Below are 24,440 nucleotides of genomic sequence, written 5' to 3'. Positions count from 1 at the left end.
TCAGTGGAGCCCCTGATACTGGAAGGCCAGGGCCTCGCCGCCCAGGAACTGGGCATGGATGGCACGCGAGCCCGACCCCCAGGTACACAGATCCACCATCAGGGCGCCGTGGCACTCCCTGGGCGAACCGAGTATCGCCTCCACCTGGGCCCGACTCATGCCGACCTCCAGGCGCTGATAGTTATCCAGGGTCAGGCGCGGATTGGCGCAGCCGACCAGGCCGGCCAACAGCAGCGCGACCGGCACGGATCGCAGGATCATGGGGTGCCTCCTCAGGACTTATTCCGCCGCCAGCAACTCGGCTTCCATGGTTTCCAGGGCCTCTTCGGCGGCCAGCCACTCCGCTTCCAGCGCGTCGAGGCGTGACTTGAGCTCGCCCTGGCGACCCAGCAGTTCGGTCAGTTCCGCCTTGCGGCTCGCCTCCGTATAGAGTGCGGCATCCGCCAGGCGTTCCTCCACCTCGCCCAGGGCGGCCTGGGTCTTCTCCATGCTCTGTTCCGCCTTGTCGCGCTGACGCTTCAGCGGACGCAGCTTCTCGCGCAGCTCCGCCGCGGCGCGGCGTGCCGCCTTGCGATCCTCCTTCGGCGCCGCGGCCTCCGCCTGGCGCTCGCCCTTTTCGGCGCGTGCTTCACGACGCTCGCCCTCCAGCCGCGCCTTGAGCCAGGCGCGATAATCCTCCAGGTCGCCGTCGAAGGGCTCGAGGCGATGATCGGCCACCCGCCAGAACTCGTCCACGGTGGCGCGCAGCAGGTGGCGATCGTGGGAGACCAGGATCACCGCCCCCTCGAAGCCGGCCAGGGCCTCGGTGAGGGCCTCGCGCATCTCCAGGTCCAGGTGGTTGGTCGGCTCGTCCAGCAACAGCAGGTTGGGGCGCAGCCAGGCCACCAGGGCCAGGGCCAGGCGCGCCTTCTCGCCGCCGGAGAAATTGCCCACCTCGGCGAAGGCATCGTCGCCCTGGAAGCCGAAGCCGCCCAGGAAGCTGCGGATCTCCTGATCGCTGGCCCGGGGCGACAGGCGCTGCACATGCAGGAAGGGCGACGCGGAGAGGTCCAGCCCCTCCAACTGATGCTGGGCGAAATAGCCTACCGCCAGGTGCTCGCCCTCGATGCGCTTGCCCGCCAGCAGCGGCAGCTCGCCGGTCAGCGACTTGATCAGGGTCGACTTGCCGGCGCCGTTGGGTCCCAGCAGGCCGATACGCTGGCCCGGCTGCAGGCTCAGTTTGACCTGGTCCAGCTGCACCGTCTCGCCCCCTTCTTCGCCACGATAGCCCAGGCGCGCCTCGTCCAGCACCAGCAGCGGGTGAGAGGTCTTCTCGGCGGCAGGCAGGGTGAAGTGAAAGGGAGAATCCACATGGGCCACGGCGATGGTCTCCATGCGCTCCAGCATCTTCAGGCGGCTCTGGGCCTGGCGCGCCTTGGTGGCCTTGGCCCGGAAGCGCGCCACGAACTGCTCGATCTCCTCGCGACGGGCCTGTTGCTTGGCGGCCTCGGCCTGCTGCTGGGCCAGTTTCTCGGCGCGACTGCGCTCGAAGGCGGTGTAGTTGCCCCGATAGAGCACCAGGCGGCGCCGGTCGAAGTGGACGACATGATCACAGACCGCATCCAGGAAGTCGCGATCGTGGGAGATCAGCAGCAGGGTGCCGGGGTAGCGGGTCAGCCACTGCTCCAGCCACAGCAGGGCATCCAGGTCCAGGTGGTTGGTAGGCTCGTCCAGCAGCAGCAGGTCGGAGGGCATGAAGAGGGTGCGGGCCAGGTTGACGCGCATCCGCCAGCCCCCGGAGAAATCCGACAGGGGGCGCGACAGATCGGCCTGGGCGAAGCCCAGCCCCACCAGCAGCTGGGCGGCCCGGGCCGGCGCGCTGTAACCGTCCAGGGCCTCGATCTGCCCATGCAGCTCCGCCTCCCGGTGGGCCTCCCCGGCGGCCTGGGCCTTGGCCAGGGCCGCCTCGGTGGCGCGCAACGCCCGGTCGCCATCCAGCACATAGTCGACGATGGGGCGCTCCAGCGCCTCCACTTCCTGGGCCATATGGGCGATGCGCACCCCGCCGGCGAGCTCCACTTCCCCCTTGTCGGGAGCCAGTTCCCCCAGCAAGAGCTTGAACAGGCTCGACTTGCCGGCACCATTGGGCCCCACGATGCCGGCCTTGTGGCCGGCGTGCAGGGTCAGGTCGGCGTCTTCGATCAGGGGCTGGGTGCCGCGTTGCAGGGCGAGTTGGCGGAATGCGATCATGCCGGCTCCGATAACGGGAATGGCGGGCCACCGCACCCAGGACCGCCGCAGGGGGCGGCACCGGAGGAGCAGCCTTCGATGAGCATGCATTCTACCCAATTGCGCCGCCATTTGCGGGCCTGGTTGGCCCACCAGGGCGTGACCGCCCGGGCCGCGCCCTGGGCGCTAGCGCTATGGGACCAGGCCCTCGACCTCTATGCGCGGCCCGGCGTCGAGGCCGCCTGCCTGGCCCTGCAGGATCAGACCAAGGTCGATGTCTGCGAACTGCTCTGGGCCTGTTGGCTTTATCGCCATGGGCTGACCCCGGATAGTGACGCCCCCCCGCACCTGGCCCCGATTCGTGCCTGGCAGGCCGAGATGACCCGGCCGCTGCGGGCCCAGCGTCGCGCCCTCAAGCAGTTAGCCCTTACCGACCCGGCACTCGCCGAGCTGCGCGCCACCCTGAAACGGGCGGAGCTGCTGGCCGAGCGAGAAACCCTGCGCCGCCTGGCCGATCTGGCCACCACCGGCGCCGCCATTCGCCCCCGCCAAGTGCAGGAGACATCCCTGGCGGAGCGGCTGATCGATGCCGGGCTTATGCAGGAAAAATCACAACTCTGGGCGCTGCAAACCCTAGAAACCCAACTTGACCCCCTATCCGCCGACGGCTAGCCTCAAAGGAGTGGAGCGTCTTGATTTATCTCGATTTCATCCGCTCATCATGGCCGAGTGACCGGCCAGAAACTGCCAAGGGGAATAAGAATGAAGGCCACCAAACTGCTGACATCCGCGAGCATTGGCGCCCTGCTGCTGGGCATGTCCGCCGCGGCTCACTCTGCAAACTGGCGCTACGCCCACGAGGAGTTCGAGGGTGACGTTCAGGACGTCTTCGCCGTCGCCTTCAAGGACTATATCGAAGAGAACTCCGACCATACCCTGCAGGTCTATCGCTTCGGCGAACTCGGCGAATCCGACGACATCATGGAGCAGACGCAGAACGGCATCCTGCAGTTCGTCAACCAGTCGCCCGGTTTTACCGGCTCGCTGATTCCCGAAGCCCAGATCTTCTTCGTTCCCTACCTGCTGCCCACCGATGAAGAGACGGTGCTGGAGTTCTTCGACGAGAGCGTGGCCCTCAACGAGATGTTCCCGGAGCTCTACGCCGAACAGGGCCTGGAACTGCTGAAGATGTACCCGGAAGGCGAGATGGTGGTCACCGCCGACGAGCCCATCACTGAGCCGGCCGGCTTCCGCAACAAGAAGATTCGGGTGATGACCAACCCGCTGCTCTCCGAGACCTATAACGCCTTCGGCGCCACTCCCACGCCGCTGCCCTGGGGCGAGGTCTATGGTGGCCTGCAGACCGGCATCATCGACGGCCAGGAGAACCCCATCTTCTGGATCGAGTCCGGTGGCCTCTACGAGGTCTCCCCCAACCTGATCTTCACCGGCCACGGCTGGTTCACTACCGCCATGATGGCCAACCAGGACTTCTTCGAGGGCCTCTCCGAGGAGGATCAGCAGTTGGTCCGCGATGCCGCCGATCATGCCTATGACGTGACCATCGAGCATATCCAGGGGCTGTCCGAGGATTCGCTGGCTCTGATCCAGGAAGCCTCCGATGAGGTCACCGTGACTCGCCTGACCGAGGAACAGATCCAGGCCTTCCGCGAGCGGGCGCCGCAGGTGGAAGAGGCCTTCCTGGAGATGACCGGTGAACGTGGCGAGGAGCTGCTCAACCAGTTCAAGGCCGACCTGGAGGCCGTGACCTCCGACGACGAGTAAGCCGTCGACGTCATGCGTGCAAGGCAGGGGTGGCCCAGGAGGGCCACCCCTGTTCGTTTGATGGCAGCTAGCGTGCAAGCAGCGTTGACCTCGAGCCGGACCGAGTCCCCCCGCCAAGCCTATGGTGACGGATAGCGGGCCCCTGCCGAGATGCGCATGCTGATAAGGAATGTCTTATGACCGAAGAAGAGTCCGAAAAAAATTACCGCTCCGGCCTGCCGGGCATCCTGGGGGTCATCGACACCTTTATCAGCAAGGTGGAGGCGGTGATCCTGGCCCTGGGGGTGCTGCTGATGGCCACCAACACCGTGGCCAATGTGATCGCCCGATTCGTGTTCGGCGACAGCATCTTCTTTTCCGGCGAGATCAACCGCATCCTGATCATCATGATCACCTTCGCCGGCATCGGCTACGCGGCTCGCCATGGTCGCCATATCCGCATGTCGGCCATCTACGATGCCCTGCCGGTGGGCGGGCGCAAGGTGCTGATGATCACCATCGCCTTCTTTACCTCCCTGGCAATGTTCTTTCTCTGCTACTACTCCATCGTCTATATCCTCGACCTGCAGTCCAAGGGGCGAGTCCTGCCGGCCCTGGGGTTCCCGATCTGGACCATCTATGTCTGGGTGCCACTGGGGTTTCTGATCACGGGTATCCAATACCTGCTGACCGCCATCAAGAACCTGGTCTCCCGGGACGTCTATCTCTCGACGGGCGTGGTTGACGGGTACAAGGATACGGAAAAGGAAGTCTGACACCGGGCGAGTCACCCAGGGGAATAAACGATGACGACAATAATGGTAGTAACCATGATCGCCCTGCTGCTGCTGGGCTTTCCGATGATGATTCCGCTGATTACCGCGGCGGTCATCGGCTTCTTCATGATGTTCAACGGCCTCGGCCAGATGGATACCCTGATTCAGCAGATCATGGCGGGTATCCGCCCGGCCTCGCTGATCGCGGTCCCCATGTTTATCCTGGCCGCCGATATCATGACCCGCGGCCAGTCCGCCGAGCGCCTGATCAATATGGTGATGGCCTTTATCGGCCACGTTAAGGGCGGCCTGGCGGTCTCCACCGCCGCCTCCTGTACCCTCTTCGGGGCGGTCTCCGGGTCGACCCAGGCCACGGTGGTGGCGGTAGGCTCGCCGCTGCGCCCGCGCATGCTCAAGGCGGGTTACACCGACTCCTTCACCCTGGCGCTGATCATCAACTCCAGTGATATCGCCTTCCTGATCCCGCCGAGTATCGGCATGATCATCTACGGGGTCATCTCCGGCACCTCCATCGGTGAACTGTTTATCGCCGGCATCGGCCCGGGGCTGCTGATCCTGGTCATGTTCTCGGCCTACTGCATCGCCTACGCCTATATCAACAAGGTACCCACCGAAACCCGGAGTAGCTGGAAGGAGCGCGCTCAGGCGGTACAGGGCGCCCTCTGGCCCCTGGGCTTCCCGGTGATCATCGTCGGCGGTATCTATGGCGGCATCTTCAGCCCCACCGAAGCCGCGGCGGCCTGCGTGCTCTATGCCGTGTTGCTGGAGTTCGTCATCTTCCGCTCCCTGAAAATGGCGGATATCTACGCCATCGCCAAATCCACCGGCCTGATCACCGCCGTGGTCTTTATCCTGGTCGGGGTCGGTAACGGCTTCTCCTGGATCATCTCCTTCGCACAGATTCCCCAGGCCATTCTCGAAGCGGTGGGCATCAACGAGGCGGGGCCCACCGGGGTGCTGATCGCGATCTGCGTGGCCTTCTTTGTGGCCTGCATGTTCGTCGACCCCATCGTGGTGATCCTGGTACTGACGCCGATCTTTGCCCCGGCCATCGAGGCCACCGGCCTCGACCCGGTGCTGGTGGGGATCCTGATTACCCTGCAGGTGGCCATCGGCTCGGCGACGCCACCCTTCGGCTGCGATATCTTCACCGCCATCGCCATCTTCAAGCGCCCTTACCTGGACGTGATCAAGGGTACGCCGCCCTTCGTCTTTATGCTGGTGCTGGCGGCGGCGCTGTTGATCATCTTCCCGCAGATCGCCCTGTTCCTCCGGGATCTGGCCTTCCGCTGATCCTGGCTCAAGGAGGAGACGACGATGTTCGAAAAGATTCTGCTACCGGTGGACGGTTCCAAGGGAGCCCTCAAGGCCCTGGAGAAGGCCGTGGACCTGGCCAAGCTGACCGGCGCCGAGCTCTATATTCTCTGCGTCTTCAAGCACCACAGCCTGCTGGAGGCGTCGCTGTCCATGGTACGCCCCAGCAAGCTGGATATTCCCGATGACGCCCTCAAGGAGTACGCCACCGAGATCGCCGTCCAGGCCAAGCACGACGCCCTGGAACGAGGCGCCCCCAAGGTGCGCGCCTTCGTCAAGGGCGGGCGCCCCTCCAGCACCATCGTGCGCTTCGCCCGCAAGCGCGATATCGACCTGATCGTGATCGGCTCCCAGGGCACCAACGGCGACAAGACCTCCTACCTGCTGGGCAGCGTCTCCCAGCGGGTGGCGAGCATGGCCAAGTGCCCCACCCTGGTGGTCTGATCCCCGCCTCCTGCCAACCACACTCGAAACAACGGGCCGGGTATTCCCCGACCCGTTACCTTTTTGCTGCCCCGCCAGTCCGGATGCGGAACCCGGCCACTCCTGATAGCGTCCGCCGCCGGATAGCGCCAATATCCCTCGGAGTCCCCTTAAAGCCAGCCGGATGCGGAACCCGGCCACTCCTGATAGAGTCCGAGGGGTGCTAAATGACCCATTTCATCGAGGACTCTGCATGAAGACATTGGTTCGCGCCGCCGCCCTGGGCTCACTCCTGTGCGCCGCCCCCTTCGCCCTGGCCGACCTGGAGAGCGAGGAAGCCCGGCTCGGCTACAGCCTGGGCGTGACCCTGGGCCAGAGCCTGGTACAGGACGTCGACGACCTGGATATCGAGGCCTTCACCCAGGCCATCCGCGATGTCTACACCGATGCGGAGCTGGCCCTGAGCGAAGAAGAGATGGCCGAGACCCTGATGCAATTCCAGCAGCAGGCCATGGCCGAGCGCCAGGCCGAGGCCCAGCGTCAGACCGAGGCGGCCCGCGAGGCCGGCGAGACCTTCCTGGCCGAAAACGCCGAGGCCGATGGCGTGGTAGTCACCGACTCCGGCCTGCAGTACAAGGTGATCGAATCCGGTGACGGCGCCACCCCCGGCCCGGACTCCCAGGTCGAGGTGCACTATGAGGGCACCCTGCTGAATGGCAGCGTCTTCGACAGCTCCTATGAGCGCGGCGAGCCGATCAGCTTCCGCGTCAACCAGGTCATCGAAGGCTGGCAGGAAGCCCTGCAGCTGATGAGCGTGGGCGACACCTGGATGCTCTACCTGCCCTACGATCTCGCCTACGGCGAGGCCGGCACCGGTGGCCCCATCGGTCCCTACGAGACCCTGACCTTCAAGGTGGAACTGCTGGGTGTCGATGAAGAGCCCGATGCCGAGTAAACACGCCCTCTTGGCGGCGCTGGCGCTTTCCGGCGCCGCCCTCGCCGATAGTGATGCGCCCTCCTTGCCGGCCCTGGGCCTCGATGCCGAGCGCCTCGGTGTGCTGGGCGTCTCTTCCGGGGGCTATATGGCCACTCAACTGGCGGTGGCCTATCCCCGACGCTATACGCGCCTGGGGGTCTTCGCCGCCGGCCCCTGGGGCTGCGCCCAGGGCAGCCTGGGGCGAGCCCTGGGCCAGTGCATGCTGACCCACCGCGGCCCTCCCGACCCGGACGAGCTGAAAGCTCGTCACGCCGCCTACCTGGCCGAGGGCCGGGTGGGCGCCAGCGAGGAGCTGGCCCGCCAGCGGGTCTTCCTGTGGCATGGCGGGCACGACGGCACCGTGCTCCCCGAGGTGGGGGAACGGCTCGTCGAGCAGTATCGCGGCTGGCTGACGGATGCCGACACCCAGCTGCGCCGGGTCGTCACGGCGGAGGCCGGCCATGGCTGGCCGGTGGCCGGCGAGCGGGTCGCCCCGCAGCCCCCCCTGGTGGATTGTGAAGCGGGGGGCAGCCCCTACCTGCTGGACTGTGGCTACGACGGTGCCGGCGAGGCCCTGGCCTGGCTCTATGGCGAGGCCGAGTCGTCACCACCCGCCGCGCCCTCGGGAGAACTCTTGCGCTTTTCTCAGGAGGCCGACAGCGGGGCACGTCAGCTGGGCGAGAACGGCTATCTCTACCTGCCGGCGGAGTGCACCGACGGCGAGGCCTGCGGCCTGGTGGTGGCCCTGCACGGCTGCGCCATGGGCGCCGAGCAGGTCGATGACACCTTCGCCCGCCACTCCGGCCTCAATGCCTGGGCCGATGCGCATCGCCTGGCCGTGCTTTACCCTCAGGTCGCTCTCAGCCTGGGCAACCCCCAGGGCTGCTGGGACTGGTGGGGCTACGACGAGAACAGCTGGCGCCCCCATCCCGACCATGACAACCGCGACGGCCGTCAGCTACGGGCCCTGGACGCCATGGTGGAACGCCTGCTCAGCCCGCCGGAGGCGGATCAGGAGCCCAACTCCTGACGCAGCGCCTCGATCAGCGCATGGGGCGTCGGGGGATATTGGGTCGGGAGCACTCGCCGACGGCGAGTCTATCCGCTTACGTATCGCCCAGTTCCTGGCGCAGCGCCTCGATCAGTGCATGGGGCGTCGGGGGATATTGGGTCGGGAGCACTCGCCTGCGGCGAGTCTATCCGCTTACGTATCGCCCAGTTCCTGGCGCAGCGCCTCGATCAGGGCATGAGGCGCGGGCGAATAGAGCACTCGCCGACGAATCTCTCCATGGCGGTCGACCAGATAGAGCGAGGCGCCGTGGTCCACGGTATAGTCCATGGCGGACTCCTCCATCTCGACCCGGCGCCAGAAGATGCCGTAGCGTTCGGCGATATCCTCGAGCTGCGCCTCGCCGCCCCGGGCGCCGATGAATTCATCGCCGAAGTACCCCATATACTCCTCGAGCCGCTCCAGGGTATCCCGCTCGGGGTCGACGCTGATCATCACCGGCACCACCCGCTCGGCCAGCGCCGGCTCCAGCTGGCCCAGGGCCTGACGCACCACCGCCAGGGTCATGGGACAGACATCCGGGCAGTAGGTGTAGCCGAAATAGATGGCCGCCAGCTGCTCCTCGCCCAGCGCCGACAGGGTGAAATCGCCATGGGTGGAAGGCAGGGCGATTTCGCCGCCCCGGGGCGCCCCCTCATCCTCGCGCCCCTGCTGCCAGAACCAGCCCCCCAGGGCCAATAACAGCAGCCCCAGGATCCCCACACTCAACCAGCGAACCTTCGCCGTCATCGTCTCCCCCTCGTCGTCTCGGGTCGCGACCATCGCGGGCCGCCTCTCTATCAGGGTAAGCTTATCAGCACTCGCCAACGACCGTGACCTGGAGCCTTGTCGCACCATGGAAATCCTCGACGCCCTGGGCCCGCTTTTTCTGCTGATCCTGCTGGGGGCCCTGCTGGGACGCCTGGGCCTGCCCGGCGGCGACTTCTGGCCCCGCCTGGAGCGGCTGATCTACTACCTGCTGTTTCCGGCCATGCTGGTGGGCACCCTGGCCGAGGCGGAGATCGCTCGGGTCCCGGTGGCCCGGCTGGCCCTGGTACTGCTGGGCGGCATGCTGCTCTTCGCCGTCCTGCTGTGGTGGTGGCGCCCCCGCCTCACGCCGGAGGCGGCCACCTTCACTTCGCTCTTCCAGGGCAGCCTGCGTTTCAATACCTATGTGGGCGTGGCCGGCGCCGCGGCGCTGCACGGCGGCCTCGGCGCCACCACGGCGGCGGTGGCCGTGGCGCTGATGGTACCGACCGTCAACCTGCTCTGCGTGCTCTGCTTTATCGGCGTCGGCACCCTGGGCCCCGGCAGCCTGGGCCGCAGCCTGCGTGCCCTGATCACCAACCCGCTGATCCTCGCCTGCCTGGGTGGTATCGCCCTGAACCTCTCGGGCCGGGGCCTGCCCGGTTGGAGCGCTCCCACCCTGGAGTTGCTGGGCCGCACCGCTCTGCCCCTGGGCCTGGTGGCGGTGGGCGTGGCCCTGCGTCCCCAGGCGCTGCTGCGCCGTGACCGCGCCGTCTGGACGACCCATGGCATCAAGTTGCTGCTGATGCCGGCCCTGGTGCTGGGCCTGGCCTGGGCGCTGGGGCTGGATAGCGTGAGCCGCGACGTGGCCCTGCTCTTCGCCGCCCTGCCCACCGCCACCTCGGCCTATATCCTGGCGCGCCAGCTGGGTGGCGACGCCGAACTGATGGCGGCGCTGATCACCGGGCAGACGCTGCTGGCGATGCTGAGCCTGCCCCTATGGCTAAGCCTGGCGGCCTGATGCGGGCAAATGAAAAATAGTCGCATTTTCCGTTGACCCGACAAATGAGAATGATTATCTTGTTTGCATGGCGTCGGCCAGACGCCATACCCATCGCAGAGAATGTCAGGTTCCCTGCCATGGTTTCTCCTCATCAAGCTAGTCACGGTCCTTGTCGGCGACTCCTCGGAGTCGCCGCTTTTTTATGCGTGGCGAATGGCACAGGGAATCAAACGAAAAAGATTCTCGTTTTCTGTTGACGCGACGAATGCGAATGATTACCTTGTCTGCATGGCGTCGGCCAGACGCCATACCCATCGCAGAGAATGTCAGGTTCCCTGCCATGGTTTCTCCTCATCAAGCTAGTCACGGTCCTTGTCGGCGACTCCCACGGAGTCGCCGCTTTTTTATGGCGGGGCCTCGCTGGCGAAGGGTCCCCCCCAGCCCTCCCTCTTTCCCACTCGCTACGCGCGAAGATCAGGTCCCAGACGCCGTGGCCCAGGCGTTCGCCGCGGGCCTCGAACTGGGTCAGGGGGCGGGGTACTGGAGAGCCGGGGCGCGGCACAGGGCCGCGCCCGACCCCATCGGCTGTTGCTTACTCGCTACGAGCGAAGATCAGGTCCCAGACGCCGTGGCCCAGGCGTTCGCCGCGGGCCTCGAACTTGGTCAGGGGTCGAAACTCGGGGCGCGGCACATAGGGCGCGGTCTCCGCGGTGGCGGTATTGCGATACCCCGGCGCCGCCGCCATCACCTCGGCCATATGCTCGGCATAGTTCTCCCAGTCGGTGGCCATATGCAGGGTGCCCCCCACCTTGAGGCGGTGGCGAATCAGCTCCACGAAGGCGGGCTGCACGATGCGCCGCTTGTGATGCTTCTTCTTCGGCCAGGGATCGGGGAAGAACAGCTGCAGGGTATCGATGCTGTCCGCCGGGAGGCACTCGTCGAGCACCCGCACCGCATCCTCGCGGAACACCCGCAGGTTGGTGAGGCCCCGCTTGTCGGCCTCGTCGAGCAGCTTGCCGACGCCGGGAGCATGCACCTCGATGCCGATAAAATCGGTATCCGGGTGGGTCTCGGCCTGCTCGATCAGGGAGGCGCCCATGCCGAAGCCGATCTCCACCACCCGCCGGGCCTGGCGACCGAAGAGGGCGTCCAGGTCCAGGCGCCCGCCGTCCAGAGTCAGGCCCAGCCGCGGCCAGACCTCCTCCAGGCCGCGGGTCTGGGCCCCGGTCATGCGACCGGCACGCAGCACATAGCTCTTGATTCCACGCTTGTAGAGCGTGTCCTGATTGGCCTCGCCGGTGGCCTGGGCCTCCGGCTCGGGGGTACGTTCGTCGTTCATACGCCTCGTTCGATTCCTGAGTCGGGCTCAGCCGTTGATGCGGCCGGCGAAGGGCGAGGAGGGATCGGCGCTCTGGCGACGCGGCATGCGCCCGGCCAGATAGGCCTGGCGCCCAGCCTCCACTGCCTGCTTCATGGCCTGGGCCATCAGCACCGGCTGGCGGGCATGGGCGATGGCGGTGTTCATCAGCACCGCATCGCAGCCCAGCTCCATGGCCATGGCGGCGTCGGAGGCGGTACCGATCCCCGCGTCCACCAGCACCGGCACCTCGGCCTGCTCCACGATCAAGCGGGTATTGTGCGGGTTCTGCAGGCCGTGACCGGAGCCGATCAACGAGCCCAGGGGCATGATGGCGCAGCAGCCCAGGCGCTCCAGTTCCTTGGCCACGATGGGATCGTCGCTGGTATAGACCATCACATCGAAGCCGTCGGCCAGCAGCGCCTCGGCGGCCTTCAGGGTCTCCACCACATTGGGGTAGAGGGTGCTGTCGTCGCCCAGCACCTCGAGCTTGACCAGGTTGTGGCCGTCGAGCAGCTCCCGGGCCAGCTTGCAGGTGCGCACCGCGTCCTTGGCGGTGTAGCAGCCGGCGGTATTGGGCAGCAGGGTGTAGCGCTGCGGGGAGATCACGTCGAGCAGGTTCGGCGCCGAGGCATCCTGCCCCAGGTTGGTGCGCCGCACCGCGAAGGTGACGATCTCGGCGCCGCTGGCATCGATGGCCGCCGCGGTCTCGTCGAAATCCTGGTACTTGCCGGTCCCCACCAGCAGGCGGGAGCTGAAGGGGCGGCCGGCCACCACGAAGGGCTGGTCGCTGAGTGTTTGAGTCATCTGTTTGGTTTCCTCGATTGGCCGCGGGATCGCAGGGCGTCGGGTCGTCGAATGCGGGCGCCGCGGGCTTAGCCGCCGCCGATGGCGTGCACGATCTCGACTCGATCGCCCTCGGCGAGGCGAGTCTCGGCATGAATGCTGCGGGGGACGATCTCTTCGTTGACCTCGACGGCGATACGCCGCCCGGCGAGCCCCAGGGACTCGAGCAGTTGCTGGATCGTCACCTCGCCATCGAGCGGCTTGGATTCTCCATTGAGCTGGATCTGCATGGCGTCCTCTCGATAGCTGGATGGCAGGGGCCATATTGTAGCCTGTTCGCCCTTGCCAGGGTACGGTAGCGCCTGCCTCGACGAGTACGGAGACAAGCGATGCGTGATCGCAACTGGTGGTTGCTGGTGGCCGCCTCGGGGGCCCTGATGGTCGCCGCCGGCGCCTTCGGCGCCCATGCCCTGGAGGGACGCCTGGTGCCGCGCCTGATGGCGGCCTTCGAGACCGGGGTGCGCTATCAGGCCTGGCATACCCTGGCCATGCTTGGCGTGCTGGCCTGGCGGGCCACCAGGCCCCTGCCAGGGCAACGCCTGGCGCTGGGCCTCTGGGCCCTGGGCATCGCGCTCTTCTGCGGCTCCCTCTATGCCCTGGCGCTGAGCGGCCTGGGCCGCCTGGGCCTGATCACGCCGCTGGGTGGCCTGGCCTTGATCGGCGGCTGGCTGGCCCTGGGCGCCTGCGTGCTACGCGCCGGGCACCCCGCGACGCCCGACTAGTCCATCTCCGGCAGCGCATAGGTGGCGGTCACCAGGGCCACCGGTTCCTCATCCCCGGCGGAGAAGAGCTGCACCTCGCCCACCGCCAGGCGCCGGCCCAGCTTGACGATGCGGGCATTGGCGATCAGGTCGCGGTCGCCCCGGGCCCGGCGCAGGAAGTGGCAGTTGAGGTCGGTGGTCACCGCCATGGGCTCCGGCCCCACCTGGGCCAGAATGGCCACGTAGAGGCAGACATCGGCCAGCCCCATCAGGGTCGGCCCGGAGACGCAGGCTCCCGGCCTGAGGTGCTCGTCCTCGATGGCCAGGCTCATGGTGGCGCGCATCTCGTCGACGCCCTCGATGGTGCCCTGGCGCTGGGGAAAGACCTCGTCGAGAAACTCCTCGATGGCGGCGGCGGTCATCACGATCATGGCGGCGCTCCCTGCGGCGGGCGAAACGGTGGCAAGCGTTGCGCCACAAGATAGCGCAAGGCCGCCTCCGGGCCCAGCCCGAAACGACCAACGCCCCGGGGCCTGAAGGCCGCCGGGGCGTTGCACTAGCAGGATGGGCAATGGGGCTTAGTTGGCACGCGCCTTATGCACCGCCCGCCAGTGGTGCAGCAGCGGCTCGGTGTAGCCGGAGGGCTGCTCGAGGCCATTGAAGACCAGCTCGCTGGCCGCCTGGAAGGCGGTGGAAGCGGCGAAGTCGCGGCTCATCGGCACGTAAGCGGGGTCGCCGGCGTTCTGCTCGTCCACCACCCTGGCCATGCGCTCCAGGGTCTCCCGGACCCGTTCGGCGCTGACCACGCCATGGTGCAGCCAGTTGGCCACATGCTGGCTGGAGATCCGCAGGGTGGCGCGATCTTCCATCAGGCCCACGTCGTGGATGTCCGGCACCTTGGAACAGCCGACGCCGTGCTCAACCCAGCGCACCACATAGCCGAGGATGCCCTGACAGTTGTTGTCGAGCTCCTGCTGGATTGCCTCATCGGACCAGTTCGGGCTCTCCGCCACCGGCACGGTCAGGAGATCATTCAGGAAGTCGGGTTCCCCCTGGCTCTCCAGCTCGCGCTGCACCGCCTGAACATTGACCTGATGGTAGTGCAGTACGTGAAGTGTTGCGGCGGTGGGCGACGGCACCCAGGCGGTGTTGGCACCGGCCTTGGGCTGGGCCACCTTCTGCTCCAGCATGGCGGCCATCAGGTCCGGCATGGCCCACATGCCCTTGCCGATCTGGGCGCGACCGCGCAGGCCGCAGGCCAGGCCGATCTGCACGTTATTGCGCTCATAGGCCTGGATCCAGGCGGCATGCTTCATGTCACCCTTGCGCACCATGGGCCCGGCCTGCATCACAGTGTGCATCTCGTCGCCGGTGCGGTCGAGGAAGCCGGTATTGATAAACACCACCCGGGAGGCGGCGGCATTGATGCACGCCTTGAGGTTGGTGGAGGTACGGCGTTCCTCGTCCATGATGCCCATCTTCAGGGTGTCACGGGGCATGCCCAGCAGCGCCTCGACGCGACCAAACAGCTCGTCGGCGAAGGCGACTTCCCGGGGACCGTGCATCTTCGGCTTGACGATATAGACCGAGCCCTCACGGGAGTTGCGCGGCTCGTCGGCGCGCTTCTGCAGGTCGCGCAGGGCGATCAAACTGGTCACCACGCAGTCGAGGATGCCCTCGGGTACCTCATTGCCCTCGGCGTCCAGCACCGCCGGGGTGGTCATCAGGTGACCCACGTTGCGCACGAAGAGCAGCGAGCGCCCCGGCAGGGTCAGGCTGCCGCCATCCGGGGCGGTGTAGCGGCGATCCGGATTGAGGCGACGCACCACCGTCTCGCCGCCTTTTTCGAAACGCTCTTCCAGGTCGCCCTTCATCAAGCCCAGCCAGTTGCGGTAGACGCCCACCTTGTCCTCGGCATCCACCGCGGCCACGGAGTCCTCGCAGTCCATGATGGCGGAGAGGGCGGCCTCCATCAGCAGGTCCTTGATATGCGCGGGATCGTCCTTGCCGATAAAGTGCTCGGCGTCGAACTGGATCTCCAGGTGCAGGCCGTGGTTGCCGAGCAGTACCGCCTCGGGAGAGGCCGCCTCGCCGCGATACCCCACCAGCTTGCCGGCATCCTTGAGGCCGGTCTCGCGGCCGCCTTCCAGGGTGACCACCAGGTGGCCGTCACGGATCACATACTTGATCGCCTCGCGGTGAGAACCGGTGGCCAGGGGGGCGGCGATATCCAGCACGCCGCGGGCATAGGCGATCACCTTGGCGGCGCGCTTGGGGTTGAAGGCCTTGCCCTTCTCGGCGCCATCGTCGTCACTGATCGCGTCGGTGCCATAGAGCGCATCATAGAGGCTGCCCCAGCGCGCATTGGCGGCATTCAGGGCGTAACGGGCATTACTGACCGGCACCACCAGCTGGGGGCCGGCCTGGGAGGCCAGCTCGGCATCCACCTTGGAGGTGCTGACCCGCACCTTGGCCGGGACCTCGGCCAGGTAGCCGACCTCCTCGAGGAAGCGGCGATAGGCGGGCATGTCGCGTACCGGGCCAGGGTTCTCGCGATGCCAGGTATCCAGCTGCCGCTGCAGACGCTCACGCTCTGCGAGCAATTCACGATTTTTCGGGGTCAAATCGTGAACCAGCGCGTCGACGCCGGTCCAGAAGGCCTCGGCATCGATACCCGACCCCGGCAGGGCCTGCTCATTGATGAAATGGTCCAGCTCGCTGGCCACCTGGAGACGGTGGCGAGTGACTCGGTCGGTCATGGGGCCTCCTGATGCGCTGCAGCCGGCAGGCACCGCCGGCTGCTTATCGTTATTTCGTATACGAAACCAGTATATATTTGTGGAAATACCTTCCATATGCTACCCGATTTTGGGCGCCTGGTCTGCCCGCCTCGACCAAATGATGAATCCATCTCCCGGCAATATGGCCTGGAGGGGCCCATAACGCTAGGATTGGCGCCTGACGGGAGGCTTTCATGACCGACTTCACGCCGCTCACTACCCTGGGACCCATCATGCCCGCCGGGCATGCCCCTCAGGCGCTGCCGCATCTGGAAGATTATCTCGCCCATTACCGCCTGATGCCGCTGCTCGGCGACCGGGTGGGGTTGCACGTGGGCTATACCGAGGCCGCCCCCTTTCGCCTCTGGACTCAAGTGTGGAGTCCGGCACAGCCACGCGGCACCGCCTTCGTGGTGCATGGTTACTTCGACCACCTGGGCCTCTATCGCCATCTGCTGGAGCGCCTGCTGGCGGGCGGCTGGCGGGTAGTGCTCTGGGACCTGCCGGGGCACGGCCTCTCCACCGGACGGCGCGCCTGCATCGATGATTTCGACGACTACGGACGCTGCCTGGTCGCCCTGCAACAACGCCTGAGCCTGGAAGGCCTGGCCCCGCGCCCCTGGGTGGGCATCGGCCAGAGCACCGGCGCCGCCATCCTCGCCACCGACGCCCTGACCCGCAACGCCGAAAGCCAATGGGCCGGCCTGGCCCTGCTGGCCCCCCTGGTGCGCCCCTGGGGCTGGAACCAGTCCAGCTGGTTGCACCTGGTGGCCAGCCCCTTTATCCGTAGCCTGCCGCGCAAGTACCGGGCCAATTCCAATGATGACGACTTCACCACCTTCCTCCGCGACCAGGACCCCCTGCAGCCGGATCGCCTCTCGGTGACCTGGATCAGCGCCATGCGGCGCTGGATCCCGCGCCTGCTGGCGTTGCCTCCGGCGCAGCTTCCGGTACTGATCCTCCAGGGAGAACAGGACCTGACCGTGGATTGGCAATGGAACCTGGATATCCTGGCCCGCAAGTTCCCCGACGCCGAGATTCATCGTCACCCGGAGGCCCGCCACCATCTGGTCAACGAGACGGCGCCGATCCGCGAGGCCCTGTTCGATGAACTGGATGGGTTTCTGGCCCGCCAGGAGCTGCACCGATGAGGCAACGCCTGCCCGCCCTCGGGGGCGCGCCGATCAGCCGGCTGCTGGTCATCGGCCTGATGCTCCTGTTGGCGGGCTGCGCCAGCCCACCGGATCGTCCCACCCAGCTGCGCCAGGCGCTGCTGGGGCTCAGCGAGCAGGCCACCCGACTGCTGATCGAAGAGCCGGCCTGGGAGCTCGAGGCCCGAGAGGTCGTCTTGCTGCTGTCCAGCACCGAGGTGGAGGCGAGCCTGCCCATCGGCCAGGCGCGCTTCGAGGAGAGCCTGACCCGAGCCCTGCTGGCCTACCCGGCCGGCCCCCAGGTGATCGATTGGCAGCCACGGATAAGCCATGCCGAAGCGCCCGCCGGCCAGTGGCTACTGGATACGCGCCTGGTGGCGGATGGCCCCGAACTGCGTCTCTCGGATCGCACCCTGTTACCCTACCGGCTGGAGCTCCGCCTGCGCCGCCCCGAAGACACCCGGCCGCGCTGGGAGCGAACCATCAGCGGTGCCTTCGATGCCGATGCCCTCTAGGGCCCCTACCCTGCATGCTCCCCCGGCCGCCTTACTGGCGTCCTAGCAGGCGCTCCATCTGCCGCTGCCTGCACGCCGAGCCTCCAGCACACCCCACACAGGCCGTCTTACTGGCGTCCCAATAAACGCTCCAGCTGCCGATAGCCGATGGCCTCCAGCAGTTGATCGCGGCCGGGGCGCTCGAGGCCGACCAGGTCCGCCAGGGTCAGGGCGACCCGCAGCACCCGATGATAGGCCCGGGCCGAGAGGCGCAGCCGCTCCAGGCTCTGGGCCAGCCAGGCACGATCCGCGGCGCTCAGCCCGCAGGCCGCCTCCAGGGCCGATACCGACAGGCTGGCATTGAGGCCACCCCGGGCCCGCTGGCGCGCCCGCGCCGCCACCACCCGCTCCCGCACCCTCGCCGAACCCTCCTCCGCCGTCGTCGCGGTCAACTGATCGGCGGGCAGCGCCGGCACCTCCACCTGCAGGTCGATACGGTCAAGCAAAGGCCCCGAGAGGCGCGATTGGTAGCGCTGCACTTGCCCCGAGGTGCAATGGCAGTCACGTCGGGGGTCGCCCAGATGACCACAGGGGCAGGGGTTCATGGCCGCCACCAGTTGGAAGTGGCTCGGGTAACGCCGGGTCACCCGGGCCCGAGCCAGATCCACCCATCCCGACTCCAGGGGCTGACGCAACACCTCCAGCACGCTGCGGCTGAACTCCGGCAATTCGTCCAGGAAGAGCACCCCCTGATGAGCCAGGGAGACCTCGCCGGGGCGCGGCGAGGAGCCGCCGCCCACCAGGGCGGCGGCGCTGGCGGTATGGTGGGGCGCACGAAACGGACGCAGGCCCCAACCGGCGAGCAGCGGCTGTCCCGCCACGGAGCGGATCGCCGCCAGCTCCAGGGCCTCCGCCTCCTCCAGCGGCGGCAGGATGCCGGGCAGCCGGCTGGCCAGCATGGTCTTGCCGCTCCCCGGCGGCCCGACGAAGAGCAGGTTATGCCCACCGGCGGCGGCCACCTCCAGGGCCCGGCGTGCCTGATGCTGGCCACGCACCTCGGCCAGGTCGGCGACCTCGAGATGGCCCGGGACGGGCCGGCTGGTGGGCTGTGGCGTCAGTGGCTCGCGCCCCCAGAGATGGGCGGCCACCTCCAGCAGATGCGCCGCCGGCAAGACTTCCAGGCCCTGCACCAGGGCCGCTTCGGCGGCATTCTCCCGGGGCAGGATCAATCGATGCCCGGCCTGCTTGGCCGCCAGGGCCGCCGGCAGCACCCCGCTGACCGGGCAGAGGCGGCCGTCCAGGGCCAGCTCCCCCAGGCTCTCCACGCCACTCAGGGCGTCGGCGGGCAGCTGGCCGGAGGCGGCCAGGATGCCCAGGGCGATGGGCAGATCGAAGCGCCCGCCCTCCTTGGGCAGGTCGGCGGGAGCCAGGTTGAGGGTGATGCGGCGGGTGGTGGGAAACTCGAAGTTGGCATTGAGCAGGGCGCTGCGCACCCGCTCGCGGCTCTCGCGGACGGCGGTTTCCGGCAGCCCCACCAAGGTGATGCCGGGCAGGCCATTGGCCAGGTGCACCTCCACCCGCACCTCCGGGGCCTCCAGCCCCAGGGCGGCACGGGTGGTAACGATGGCCAGCGTCATGACTCGTCCCTGAGCAACCGTCGATCATCTAACCCTAGCAGCCCGTCGGACTTACCGCCGATCTACCGCGAATCCCGTGATTCTCGCGACGACCGGATACACCCGACAGGCCGCTGGCGCAGACTCAGGCCCGGGGCGACGTCTCGTCCTGGGTCTCGCCGCCGCCGGCATCTTCCGCCGCCGGCGAGGGCGTGGCCTGCGGCGCCTCCGCCTCCAGGCGCGCCTGGAGCAGGTGCTCCAGCTCGGCCACCTGGGTCTCCAGGGCCTCGACCCGGGAGCGGGTGCGCTGCAGCACCTCCATCAGGATATCGAAGTCCTCCCGGGAGACCAGCTCCAGGCGATCGAAGGCGCCCTTGACCACCTGCTGCACGCTGCGTTGCAGCTCCTCGGGGGCCTGGGAGGCCCCCTGCAGGCGCTCGCCCAGTTGCTGGGCGAGGCGCCCGATCCGCTCGTTATTGATCATCGATGATGACTCCTGAAAAAACGCCATGGACTGCCCTACAGGATACGCAAGCCGGGCCCCGGACGCATGCGCCGCAACGATGCACCGACCTGGATAACAGGCACCGGCTTGGTGCATCCATCCGCTCCGTTATCGCCCATCGTTTTCCGAGAACCCCCGTAAGACGGATGATTTACAAGGGAAAACCACTTCGTTGGCATGCTTTGCGCACTGCACAAGGCAGGCAATCGCCTGCCGCACGCCAATGACAACTTCGATGTAGGGAGTCCGGGATGAAACTCATCACCGCCATCATCAAACCCTTCAAGCTCGACGACGTCCGCGAGGCCCTGGCCGACAATGGCGTTCAGGGCATCACCGTCACCGAGGTCAAGGGCTTCGGTCGTCAGAAGGGCCATACCGAACTGTATCGCGGCGCCGAATACGTCGTCGATTTCCTCCCCAAGGTGAAGGTCGAGGTAGCCGTCGACGACGGCCGCGTCGAGACGGTACTGGACGCCATCCGCAGCGCCGCCAACAGCGGCAAGATCGGTGACGGCAAGCTGTTCGTCACCACCCTGGAGGATGTGATCCGTATCCGCACCGGTGAGCGCGGCGCCGACGCCGTCTGAGTTCGCTCCACTCCCCCCTTCCCCAGTCAGCCGGTCTGACTCAGGAGTTCCGACCATGACCGATCTAGTAGAGCTGAGTTACGCGCTCGACACCTTCTATTTCCTTATCTGTGGCGTCCTGGTGATGTGGATGGCCGCCGGTTTCTCGATGCTCGAGGCCGGGATGGTGCGTTCCAAGAACACCGCCGAGATCCTGACCAAGAACATCGCCCTCTTCGCCATCTCCTGCACCATGTACCTGCTGCTGGGCTATTACCTGATGTATTCCAGCAGCGAGGGTGGCGTCCTGCCCAGTCTGGGCTTCCTGCTGGGCGGCGAGAACAGCGCGGAGGCGGTGCTGGCCGGCGGCGATGATGCCCCCTACTACTCCATGCGTGCCGACTACTTCTTCCAGGTAGTGTTCGTGGCCACCGCCATGTCCATCGTCTCCGGGGCCGTGGCCGAGCGCATGAAACTGTGGGCCTTCCTGGCCTTCGCCGTGGTGATGACCGGCGTCATCTATCCGGTCTCCGGCTACTGGACCTGGGGCGGCGGCTGGCTCTCCGCCGCCGGCTTCTCCGACTTCGCCGGCTCCGGCATCGTGCATATGGCCGGCGCCGCCGCCGCCCTGGCCGGCGTGCTGATCCTCGGTCCGCGCAAGGGCAAGTACGGCAAGGACGGCAGCATCTACGCCATCCCCGGTGCCAATATGCCCCTGGCCACCCTGGGCACCTTTATCCTGTGGATGGGCTGGTTCGGCTTCAACGGCGGTTCCGAGCTGAAGGTCTCCGACGTGGATTCCGCCAACAACGTGGCCCAGGTGCTGGTCAACACCAATGCCGCCGCCGCCGGTGGCGTGATCGCCGCCCTGATCCTGGCCAAGCTGTGGTTCCGCAAGGCCGACCTGACCATGGCCCTGAACGGTGCCCTGGCCGGCCTGGTGGCCATCACCGCCGAGCCCCTGGCGCCCTCCGCCCTGGGCGCGACCCTGATCGGCGGCGTGGGTGGCGCCATCGTGGTGGCCGCCATCGTCGGTTTGGACAAGCTGAAGATCGACGACCCGGTGGGTGCCATCTCCGTGCACGGCGTGGTGGGCATCTGGGGCCTGCTGGCGGTGCCGCTCTCCAACGGTGACGCCACCTTCGGCGCCCAGATCCTCGGCATCATCGGCATCTTCGTCTGGGTCTTCCTGGCCAGCCTGGTCGTGTGGCTGATCATCAAGGCGGTGATGGGCGTCCGCGTCAGCGAGGAAGAAGAGTATGAAGGCGTCGACCTGGCCGAGTGTGGCCTGGAGGCCTACCCCGAATTCACCGTCGCCAAGGTGCGTGGCGGTGGCAGCGGCCGCGCCCAGAACGACGGCCTGACCCAGTCACAGCGTCTGTCGACGCGTACCGAGTGAGCTGGCGTGCTCCCCTGGCCCCTTCGGGGGCCTTTTTTCTTGGTGTATGCTTGTGCCAAGACCGGCAACCGCCGACCGACCCTTAGGATGCGAGGAGACAGACCATGAAACTGGTGACCGCCATCATCAAGCCGTTCAAGTTGGACGACGTTCGCGAGGCACTTTCCGAGATCGGCGTACAGGGCATCACCGTTACCGAGGTCAAGGGCTTCGGTCGCCAGAAGGGCCACACCGAGCTCTACCGGGGTGCCGAGTATGTGGTCGACTTCCTGCCCAAGGTGAAGCTGGAAGTGGCCGTGGACGACGCCATGGCCGAGCAGGTGATCGATGCGATTACCCAGGTGGCCAATACCGGCAAGATCGGCGACGGCAAGATCTTCGTCTCCGCCCTGGAGCAGGTGATCCGGATTCGTACCGGCGAAACGGATAAGGATGCGGTATAAGCTAGAAGCTAGAAGCTAGAAGCTAGAAGCTAGATAGCAACCTAATATGAACCGCCCCCATGGCCAGGCCATGGGGGCGGTTTTTCTCCCAGCTTCAAGCTCCCGGCGAAGCCGGGGTCTCGAGGGCCGTAACGACGCGGCGCAGGCCTTGGGCCAGTTGGGCCTCCTCGGCCTCGCCGGGGACGAAGACCACGTTCAGGCAGGCGCGTACCGCGCCGGCCCGGCGGATGGGCAGGGCGATGGCCGAATAACCGGGCTCCTCGGCGGAGACCATCAGCCGCTCGGCGGGGTCGCGGCGGGCATGCCCCAGCTCGGCGAACTCCGCCACCAGGCGGGCCAGATAATCCCTGTCCCGGGCCAACCCGGCCGCCTCACCGGGGCCCAGGGATAGCCGCTTCAGCAGCGCCTGCCGCTGCCCCTCTTCGCTGCCCGCCAGCCAGGCCCGCCCCAGGGCCGAACGCAAGGGGCCCGGGCGAAAACCCAGCACCTCGCGATGCCGGATACGCCGGCTCAGGGGCCGCGAGGTCTCGATGATCCGCAGGCTCGCCCCCTCCACCCGCGCCAGGTCCGAGGGCCACCCCAGGGTGTCGTGGAGCTCGACCAGCAAGGGGGTCGCCGATACCAGCCAGGACGCGTCCTCCGAGATCCCCTGCCCCAGAGTGGCCAACGTCGCGGTCAAGCGATAGCGGCCATCCCCCAGCCCGCGACACACCCAGCCTCGCTCTCCCAGGGTCGCCAACAGGCGCAGCAGGGTGCTCTTGTCAATGCCGGTGGCCCGATGCAGCTCGGCCAGGCCCAGGGGCTCGCCACGCCGGGCCATGATCTCCAGCACCTCCAGGCCACGCCTTAGGGCGCGAATCGTCTTCATACCGCCCCCTTATCGCCCACGACTAAAAAGTGCCGATGGAAACCACCGGCACAATGCAGCAGATCGATACAGCGAGTCGACACACCATGACTCTGTACCGGGGACGGGGCCAGGGCGAGCGGCGCCCCGCCCCCGGGACTCGACTCGGGGAACGGCTTAGAAATGGAACTGCACGCTGGCCTGAATCCGGCTGGCATCCTCGGAGTCACCGTTGACCCGCTCGATATCGGAGTGCTGGTACTCGATACCGGTGGAGAGACGCTGGTTGACGTCCCAGATCAGGTTGACGAAGGAGTACTGGACAGTATCCAGGCCGGCCTGGAAGCCGGCGACATCATCCGGCAGGTCCTGGCTGAAGCGCGAGGTGCCGACGGCACTGGACCAGTCGCCATTCCAGTTATGCTCCAGGGAGACGCCGAAGGCCTGGGAATCGACGCTCTCCAGCGAGCCGTTGTTGTCGATATAGGCGTCCGGGGTGCGCGCCCCGGCCACGCCATCCGGCACATAGCTCAGGTAGCTGCCCAGGCCGCTACCGACGGTGGCATTGGCCTTGAAGGTGGTGGCGCTGCCCAGGGGCAGGGCCAACTGGGCGGCCACGCCATAGCCGGTGGTGCTCTCGTCGACGCCGCTGGTGGCCTCGTTGGTGGCAAACTCGCTGACCAGGGCGGAGATGCCGAAGTTACGCCCGTACTGGTAGCGCGCGGTCAGGGTCGGCAGCGGGTTCTCGATATCCGCCCCGCCGTTGACCGGCGAGAGCGCATAGGAGGGATCCTCCAGGGACACCGCGAAGGTATTGGGCCCGGCGCTATGGGTGTAACGCAGCTGAGAGGGGCGACCGGTGGCATAGCCGATCGGCCCGCCCAGCTTGAGGCTGCGCGGCGTGCCCAAGAAGTGCATAAAGTTGGTCCAGCTCTGGCCGGCCAGGAAGGGACCGTATTCGCCATAGGCGTGGCGCAGGTTGAACTTGCCGTCGGGCAGGAAGTGCCCTTCCAGGTAGGTGCTCACCGTGCCGTAGTCGGTACGCGTCTGGGTGCGGAAGTTGATCCGCGACTCATAGGCGGTGAAGTTGGTACGGCCATCGGTACGATTCGCCGGGTTAAGCAGCGCCAACGGATCGGTGGCATCCCCCTGGTCATAATCGAAGTCGTAGAAGGCATCCAGCTTCACGTAACCACCGAAGGCCACATCGGTATTGGTGCCGGGAATATTGAAGGTGGAGCGATGATTCCAGGGCGCGCCGACGCGGCTCGGCTCGCCGGTCACCACCGGCTGGCCGGCGGGTACCACATCATAGGCATGGGCATGAATGGCAGCAGCCAAGCCCACCGGCAGCATCGCGGCCAGTGCAAAGATCTTGTTGGTTTTCATTGGAGTGTATCCCTTTAACGATGATGGATTCGTGCTGTTGTTATGGTCTTAAGCGAGTCGTTA

The 24,440-nt window shown here is 66.8% G+C and carries 26 protein-coding genes; 14 read left to right on the top strand and 12 right to left on the bottom strand.

The window, feature by feature from the left end; all coding sequences use genetic code 11:
• Both bamE and ACQ1W9_RS00885 read right to left on the bottom strand, forming a co-directional pair.
• Window positions 1-261, bottom strand: coding sequence for an outer membrane protein assembly factor BamE domain-containing protein (bamE, locus tag ACQ1W9_RS00890; RefSeq protein ID WP_431024889.1), 261 nt, complete (start codon window positions 259-261; stop codon window positions 1-3).
• Window positions 262-279: 18 nt separating this feature from the next.
• Window positions 280-2,229, bottom strand: a complete 1,950-nt coding sequence (locus tag ACQ1W9_RS00885; RefSeq protein ID WP_431024888.1) for an ATP-binding cassette domain-containing protein — start codon at window positions 2,227-2,229, stop codon at window positions 280-282.
• 78 nt (window positions 2,230-2,307) lie between these two features.
• Between ACQ1W9_RS00885 and ACQ1W9_RS00880 the strand changes: the two genes are divergently transcribed.
• The 7 genes from ACQ1W9_RS00880 to ACQ1W9_RS00850 all read left to right on the top strand — a co-directional run bounded on the left by ACQ1W9_RS00880 (window position 2,308) and on the right by ACQ1W9_RS00850 (window position 8,512).
• Window positions 2,308-2,880 carry a TIGR02444 family protein gene (locus ACQ1W9_RS00880; RefSeq protein ID WP_431024887.1) on the top strand — a complete coding sequence of 191 codons (573 nt, stop codon included), beginning with the start codon at window positions 2,308-2,310 and terminating at the stop codon, window positions 2,878-2,880.
• Between the two features lie 90 nt (window positions 2,881-2,970).
• Window positions 2,971-3,993, top strand: a complete 1,023-nt coding sequence (gene dctP, locus ACQ1W9_RS00875; RefSeq protein ID WP_431024886.1) for a TRAP transporter substrate-binding protein DctP — start codon at window positions 2,971-2,973, stop codon at window positions 3,991-3,993.
• Window positions 3,994-4,169: 176 nt separating this feature from the next.
• Window positions 4,170-4,748 carry a TRAP transporter small permease gene (locus ACQ1W9_RS00870; RefSeq protein ID WP_431024885.1) on the top strand — a complete coding sequence of 193 codons (579 nt, stop codon included), beginning with the start codon at window positions 4,170-4,172 and terminating at the stop codon, window positions 4,746-4,748.
• A gap of 30 nt (window positions 4,749-4,778) precedes the next feature.
• A complete protein-coding gene (locus ACQ1W9_RS00865) occupies window positions 4,779-6,062 on the top strand; it encodes a TRAP transporter large permease (RefSeq protein ID WP_431024884.1) in 1,284 nt (427 codons plus the stop codon).
• 24 nt (window positions 6,063-6,086) lie between these two features.
• A complete protein-coding gene (locus tag ACQ1W9_RS00860) occupies window positions 6,087-6,527 on the top strand; it encodes a universal stress protein (protein WP_346061053.1) in 441 nt (146 codons plus the stop codon).
• 232 nt (window positions 6,528-6,759) lie between these two features.
• The gene (locus ACQ1W9_RS00855; protein WP_431024883.1) at window positions 6,760-7,461 is read left to right on the top strand and encodes an FKBP-type peptidyl-prolyl cis-trans isomerase; all 702 of its coding nucleotides are present in this window, start codon (window positions 6,760-6,762) and stop codon (window positions 7,459-7,461) included.
• The gene (locus ACQ1W9_RS00850; RefSeq protein ID WP_431024882.1) at window positions 7,451-8,512 is read left to right on the top strand and encodes an extracellular catalytic domain type 2 short-chain-length polyhydroxyalkanoate depolymerase; all 1,062 of its coding nucleotides are present in this window, start codon (window positions 7,451-7,453) and stop codon (window positions 8,510-8,512) included. The genes ACQ1W9_RS00855 and ACQ1W9_RS00850 overlap by 11 nt, the downstream gene beginning before the upstream one ends.
• Before the next feature lie 174 nt (window positions 8,513-8,686).
• Here ACQ1W9_RS00850 and ACQ1W9_RS00845 read toward each other — a convergent pair whose 3' ends face one another.
• The gene (locus ACQ1W9_RS00845) at window positions 8,687-9,280 is read right to left on the bottom strand and encodes an SCO family protein (RefSeq protein WP_431024881.1); all 594 of its coding nucleotides are present in this window, start codon (window positions 9,278-9,280) and stop codon (window positions 8,687-8,689) included.
• 106 nt (window positions 9,281-9,386) lie between these two features.
• Between ACQ1W9_RS00845 and ACQ1W9_RS00840 the strand changes: the two genes are divergently transcribed.
• Window positions 9,387-10,298, top strand: coding sequence for an AEC family transporter (locus ACQ1W9_RS00840; protein WP_431024880.1), 912 nt, complete (start codon window positions 9,387-9,389; stop codon window positions 10,296-10,298).
• A 574-nt stretch (window positions 10,299-10,872) separates the two neighbouring features.
• On the opposite strand, the gene trmB is transcribed toward ACQ1W9_RS00840, so the two are convergent.
• The 3 genes from trmB to thiS all read right to left on the bottom strand — a co-directional run bounded on the left by trmB (window position 10,873) and on the right by thiS (window position 12,713).
• Window positions 10,873-11,619, bottom strand: a complete 747-nt coding sequence (trmB, locus tag ACQ1W9_RS00835; protein ID WP_431024879.1) for a tRNA (guanosine(46)-N7)-methyltransferase TrmB — start codon at window positions 11,617-11,619, stop codon at window positions 10,873-10,875.
• A 27-nt stretch (window positions 11,620-11,646) separates the two neighbouring features.
• Window positions 11,647-12,444, bottom strand: a complete 798-nt coding sequence (locus ACQ1W9_RS00830; RefSeq protein ID WP_431024878.1) for a thiazole synthase — start codon at window positions 12,442-12,444, stop codon at window positions 11,647-11,649.
• A 68-nt stretch (window positions 12,445-12,512) separates the two neighbouring features.
• On the bottom strand, window positions 12,513-12,713 hold the full coding sequence (gene thiS, locus ACQ1W9_RS00825) for a sulfur carrier protein ThiS (protein ID WP_146801713.1): 201 nt from the start codon (window positions 12,711-12,713) through the stop codon (window positions 12,513-12,515).
• 99 nt (window positions 12,714-12,812) lie between these two features.
• On the opposite strand from thiS, the gene ACQ1W9_RS00820 reads away from it, so the two are divergent.
• The gene (locus ACQ1W9_RS00820) at window positions 12,813-13,205 is read left to right on the top strand and encodes a DUF423 domain-containing protein (protein ID WP_431024877.1); all 393 of its coding nucleotides are present in this window, start codon (window positions 12,813-12,815) and stop codon (window positions 13,203-13,205) included.
• Here the strand turns inward: ACQ1W9_RS00820 and ACQ1W9_RS00815 are convergent.
• The gene (locus tag ACQ1W9_RS00815; RefSeq protein ID WP_346061044.1) at window positions 13,202-13,615 is read right to left on the bottom strand and encodes a PaaI family thioesterase; all 414 of its coding nucleotides are present in this window, start codon (window positions 13,613-13,615) and stop codon (window positions 13,202-13,204) included. The two genes, ACQ1W9_RS00820 and ACQ1W9_RS00815, sit on opposite strands and share 4 nt — an antisense overlap.
• Before the next feature lie 147 nt (window positions 13,616-13,762).
• Entirely contained in the window at window positions 13,763-15,943 is a 2,181-nt protein-coding gene (locus ACQ1W9_RS00810) for a malate synthase G (protein ID WP_431024876.1), read from the bottom strand.
• Window positions 15,944-16,158: 215 nt separating this feature from the next.
• On the opposite strand from ACQ1W9_RS00810, the gene ACQ1W9_RS00805 reads away from it, so the two are divergent.
• A complete protein-coding gene (locus ACQ1W9_RS00805) occupies window positions 16,159-17,115 on the top strand; it encodes an alpha/beta hydrolase (RefSeq protein ID WP_346061042.1) in 957 nt (318 codons plus the stop codon).
• A complete protein-coding gene (locus ACQ1W9_RS00800) occupies window positions 17,112-17,630 on the top strand; it encodes a hypothetical protein (protein ID WP_431024875.1) in 519 nt (172 codons plus the stop codon). Before ACQ1W9_RS00805 ends, ACQ1W9_RS00800 begins: the two co-directional genes overlap by 4 nt.
• 107 nt (window positions 17,631-17,737) lie before the next feature.
• Here the strand turns inward: ACQ1W9_RS00800 and ACQ1W9_RS00795 are convergent, their stop codons facing one another.
• Together ACQ1W9_RS00795 and ACQ1W9_RS00790 are read right to left on the bottom strand one after the other, a co-directional pair.
• On the bottom strand, window positions 17,738-19,246 hold the full coding sequence (locus ACQ1W9_RS00795) for a YifB family Mg chelatase-like AAA ATPase (RefSeq protein WP_431024874.1): 1,509 nt from the start codon (window positions 19,244-19,246) through the stop codon (window positions 17,738-17,740).
• Window positions 19,247-19,370: 124 nt separating this feature from the next.
• A complete protein-coding gene (locus ACQ1W9_RS00790; RefSeq protein ID WP_346061039.1) occupies window positions 19,371-19,709 on the bottom strand; it encodes an accessory factor UbiK family protein in 339 nt (112 codons plus the stop codon).
• Between the two features lie 272 nt (window positions 19,710-19,981).
• Between ACQ1W9_RS00790 and ACQ1W9_RS00785 the strand changes: the two genes are divergently transcribed.
• The 3 genes from ACQ1W9_RS00785 (at window position 19,982) to glnK (ending at window position 22,141) form a co-directional block, all read left to right on the top strand.
• Window positions 19,982-20,320: a P-II family nitrogen regulator gene (locus ACQ1W9_RS00785; RefSeq protein WP_346061038.1), complete on the top strand. Its 339-nt coding sequence runs from the start codon at window positions 19,982-19,984 to the stop codon at window positions 20,318-20,320.
• Between the two features lie 55 nt (window positions 20,321-20,375).
• The gene (locus ACQ1W9_RS00780) at window positions 20,376-21,698 is read left to right on the top strand and encodes an ammonium transporter (protein ID WP_431024873.1); all 1,323 of its coding nucleotides are present in this window, start codon (window positions 20,376-20,378) and stop codon (window positions 21,696-21,698) included.
• 104 nt (window positions 21,699-21,802) lie between these two features.
• Window positions 21,803-22,141, top strand: a complete 339-nt coding sequence (gene glnK, locus ACQ1W9_RS00775; protein WP_146801703.1) for a P-II family nitrogen regulator — start codon at window positions 21,803-21,805, stop codon at window positions 22,139-22,141.
• 94 nt (window positions 22,142-22,235) lie between these two features.
• Here glnK and ACQ1W9_RS00770 read toward each other — a convergent pair whose 3' ends face one another.
• The gene (locus ACQ1W9_RS00770; protein ID WP_431024872.1) at window positions 22,236-23,009 is read right to left on the bottom strand and encodes a helix-turn-helix domain-containing protein; all 774 of its coding nucleotides are present in this window, start codon (window positions 23,007-23,009) and stop codon (window positions 22,236-22,238) included.
• A 156-nt stretch (window positions 23,010-23,165) separates the two neighbouring features.
• The gene (locus ACQ1W9_RS00765; RefSeq protein ID WP_431024871.1) at window positions 23,166-24,377 is read right to left on the bottom strand and encodes a DcaP family trimeric outer membrane transporter; all 1,212 of its coding nucleotides are present in this window, start codon (window positions 24,375-24,377) and stop codon (window positions 23,166-23,168) included.
• Window positions 24,378-24,440: the final 63 nt, after the last annotated feature.

It is taken from the genome of Halomonas sp. H5 (assembly GCF_050613175.1).
Taxonomy (GTDB): Bacteria; Pseudomonadota; Gammaproteobacteria; order Pseudomonadales; family Halomonadaceae; genus Bisbaumannia; species Bisbaumannia salifodinae.
This window is presented reverse-complemented; position numbering and strand designations above follow the sequence as displayed.

Excerpts from the sequence above, each read along its gene's own strand:
- bamE (WP_431024889.1), bottom strand. The coding sequence starts at position 261 with ATGATCCTGCGATCCGTGCCGGTCGCGCTGCTGTTGGCCGGCCTGGTC.
- ACQ1W9_RS00885 (WP_431024888.1), bottom strand. The coding sequence starts at position 2,229 with ATGATCGCATTCCGCCAACTCGCCCTGCAACGCGGCACCCAGCCCCTG.
- ACQ1W9_RS00880 (WP_431024887.1), top strand. The coding sequence starts at position 2,308 with ATGAGCATGCATTCTACCCAATTGCGCCGCCATTTGCGGGCCTGGTTG.
- dctP (WP_431024886.1), top strand. The coding sequence starts at position 2,971 with ATGAAGGCCACCAAACTGCTGACATCCGCGAGCATTGGCGCCCTGCTG.
- ACQ1W9_RS00870 (WP_431024885.1), top strand. The coding sequence starts at position 4,170 with ATGACCGAAGAAGAGTCCGAAAAAAATTACCGCTCCGGCCTGCCGGGC.
- ACQ1W9_RS00865 (WP_431024884.1), top strand. The coding sequence starts at position 4,779 with ATGACGACAATAATGGTAGTAACCATGATCGCCCTGCTGCTGCTGGGC.
- ACQ1W9_RS00860 (WP_346061053.1), top strand. The coding sequence starts at position 6,087 with ATGTTCGAAAAGATTCTGCTACCGGTGGACGGTTCCAAGGGAGCCCTC.
- ACQ1W9_RS00855 (WP_431024883.1), top strand. The coding sequence starts at position 6,760 with ATGAAGACATTGGTTCGCGCCGCCGCCCTGGGCTCACTCCTGTGCGCC.
- ACQ1W9_RS00850 (WP_431024882.1), top strand. The coding sequence starts at position 7,451 with ATGCCGAGTAAACACGCCCTCTTGGCGGCGCTGGCGCTTTCCGGCGCC.
- ACQ1W9_RS00845 (WP_431024881.1), bottom strand. The coding sequence starts at position 9,280 with ATGACGGCGAAGGTTCGCTGGTTGAGTGTGGGGATCCTGGGGCTGCTG.
- ACQ1W9_RS00840 (WP_431024880.1), top strand. The coding sequence starts at position 9,387 with ATGGAAATCCTCGACGCCCTGGGCCCGCTTTTTCTGCTGATCCTGCTG.
- trmB (WP_431024879.1), bottom strand. The coding sequence starts at position 11,619 with ATGAACGACGAACGTACCCCCGAGCCGGAGGCCCAGGCCACCGGCGAG.
- ACQ1W9_RS00830 (WP_431024878.1), bottom strand. The coding sequence starts at position 12,444 with ATGACTCAAACACTCAGCGACCAGCCCTTCGTGGTGGCCGGCCGCCCC.
- thiS (WP_146801713.1), bottom strand. The coding sequence starts at position 12,713 with ATGCAGATCCAGCTCAATGGAGAATCCAAGCCGCTCGATGGCGAGGTG.
- ACQ1W9_RS00820 (WP_431024877.1), top strand. The coding sequence starts at position 12,813 with ATGCGTGATCGCAACTGGTGGTTGCTGGTGGCCGCCTCGGGGGCCCTG.
- ACQ1W9_RS00815 (WP_346061044.1), bottom strand. The coding sequence starts at position 13,615 with ATGATCGTGATGACCGCCGCCGCCATCGAGGAGTTTCTCGACGAGGTC.
- ACQ1W9_RS00810 (WP_431024876.1), bottom strand. The coding sequence starts at position 15,943 with ATGACCGACCGAGTCACTCGCCACCGTCTCCAGGTGGCCAGCGAGCTG.
- ACQ1W9_RS00805 (WP_346061042.1), top strand. The coding sequence starts at position 16,159 with ATGACCGACTTCACGCCGCTCACTACCCTGGGACCCATCATGCCCGCC.
- ACQ1W9_RS00800 (WP_431024875.1), top strand. The coding sequence starts at position 17,112 with ATGAGGCAACGCCTGCCCGCCCTCGGGGGCGCGCCGATCAGCCGGCTG.
- ACQ1W9_RS00795 (WP_431024874.1), bottom strand. The coding sequence starts at position 19,246 with ATGACGCTGGCCATCGTTACCACCCGTGCCGCCCTGGGGCTGGAGGCC.
- ACQ1W9_RS00790 (WP_346061039.1), bottom strand. The coding sequence starts at position 19,709 with ATGATCAATAACGAGCGGATCGGGCGCCTCGCCCAGCAACTGGGCGAG.
- ACQ1W9_RS00785 (WP_346061038.1), top strand. The coding sequence starts at position 19,982 with ATGAAACTCATCACCGCCATCATCAAACCCTTCAAGCTCGACGACGTC.
- ACQ1W9_RS00780 (WP_431024873.1), top strand. The coding sequence starts at position 20,376 with ATGACCGATCTAGTAGAGCTGAGTTACGCGCTCGACACCTTCTATTTC.
- glnK (WP_146801703.1), top strand. The coding sequence starts at position 21,803 with ATGAAACTGGTGACCGCCATCATCAAGCCGTTCAAGTTGGACGACGTT.
- ACQ1W9_RS00770 (WP_431024872.1), bottom strand. The coding sequence starts at position 23,009 with ATGAAGACGATTCGCGCCCTAAGGCGTGGCCTGGAGGTGCTGGAGATC.
- ACQ1W9_RS00765 (WP_431024871.1), bottom strand. The coding sequence starts at position 24,377 with ATGAAAACCAACAAGATCTTTGCACTGGCCGCGATGCTGCCGGTGGGC.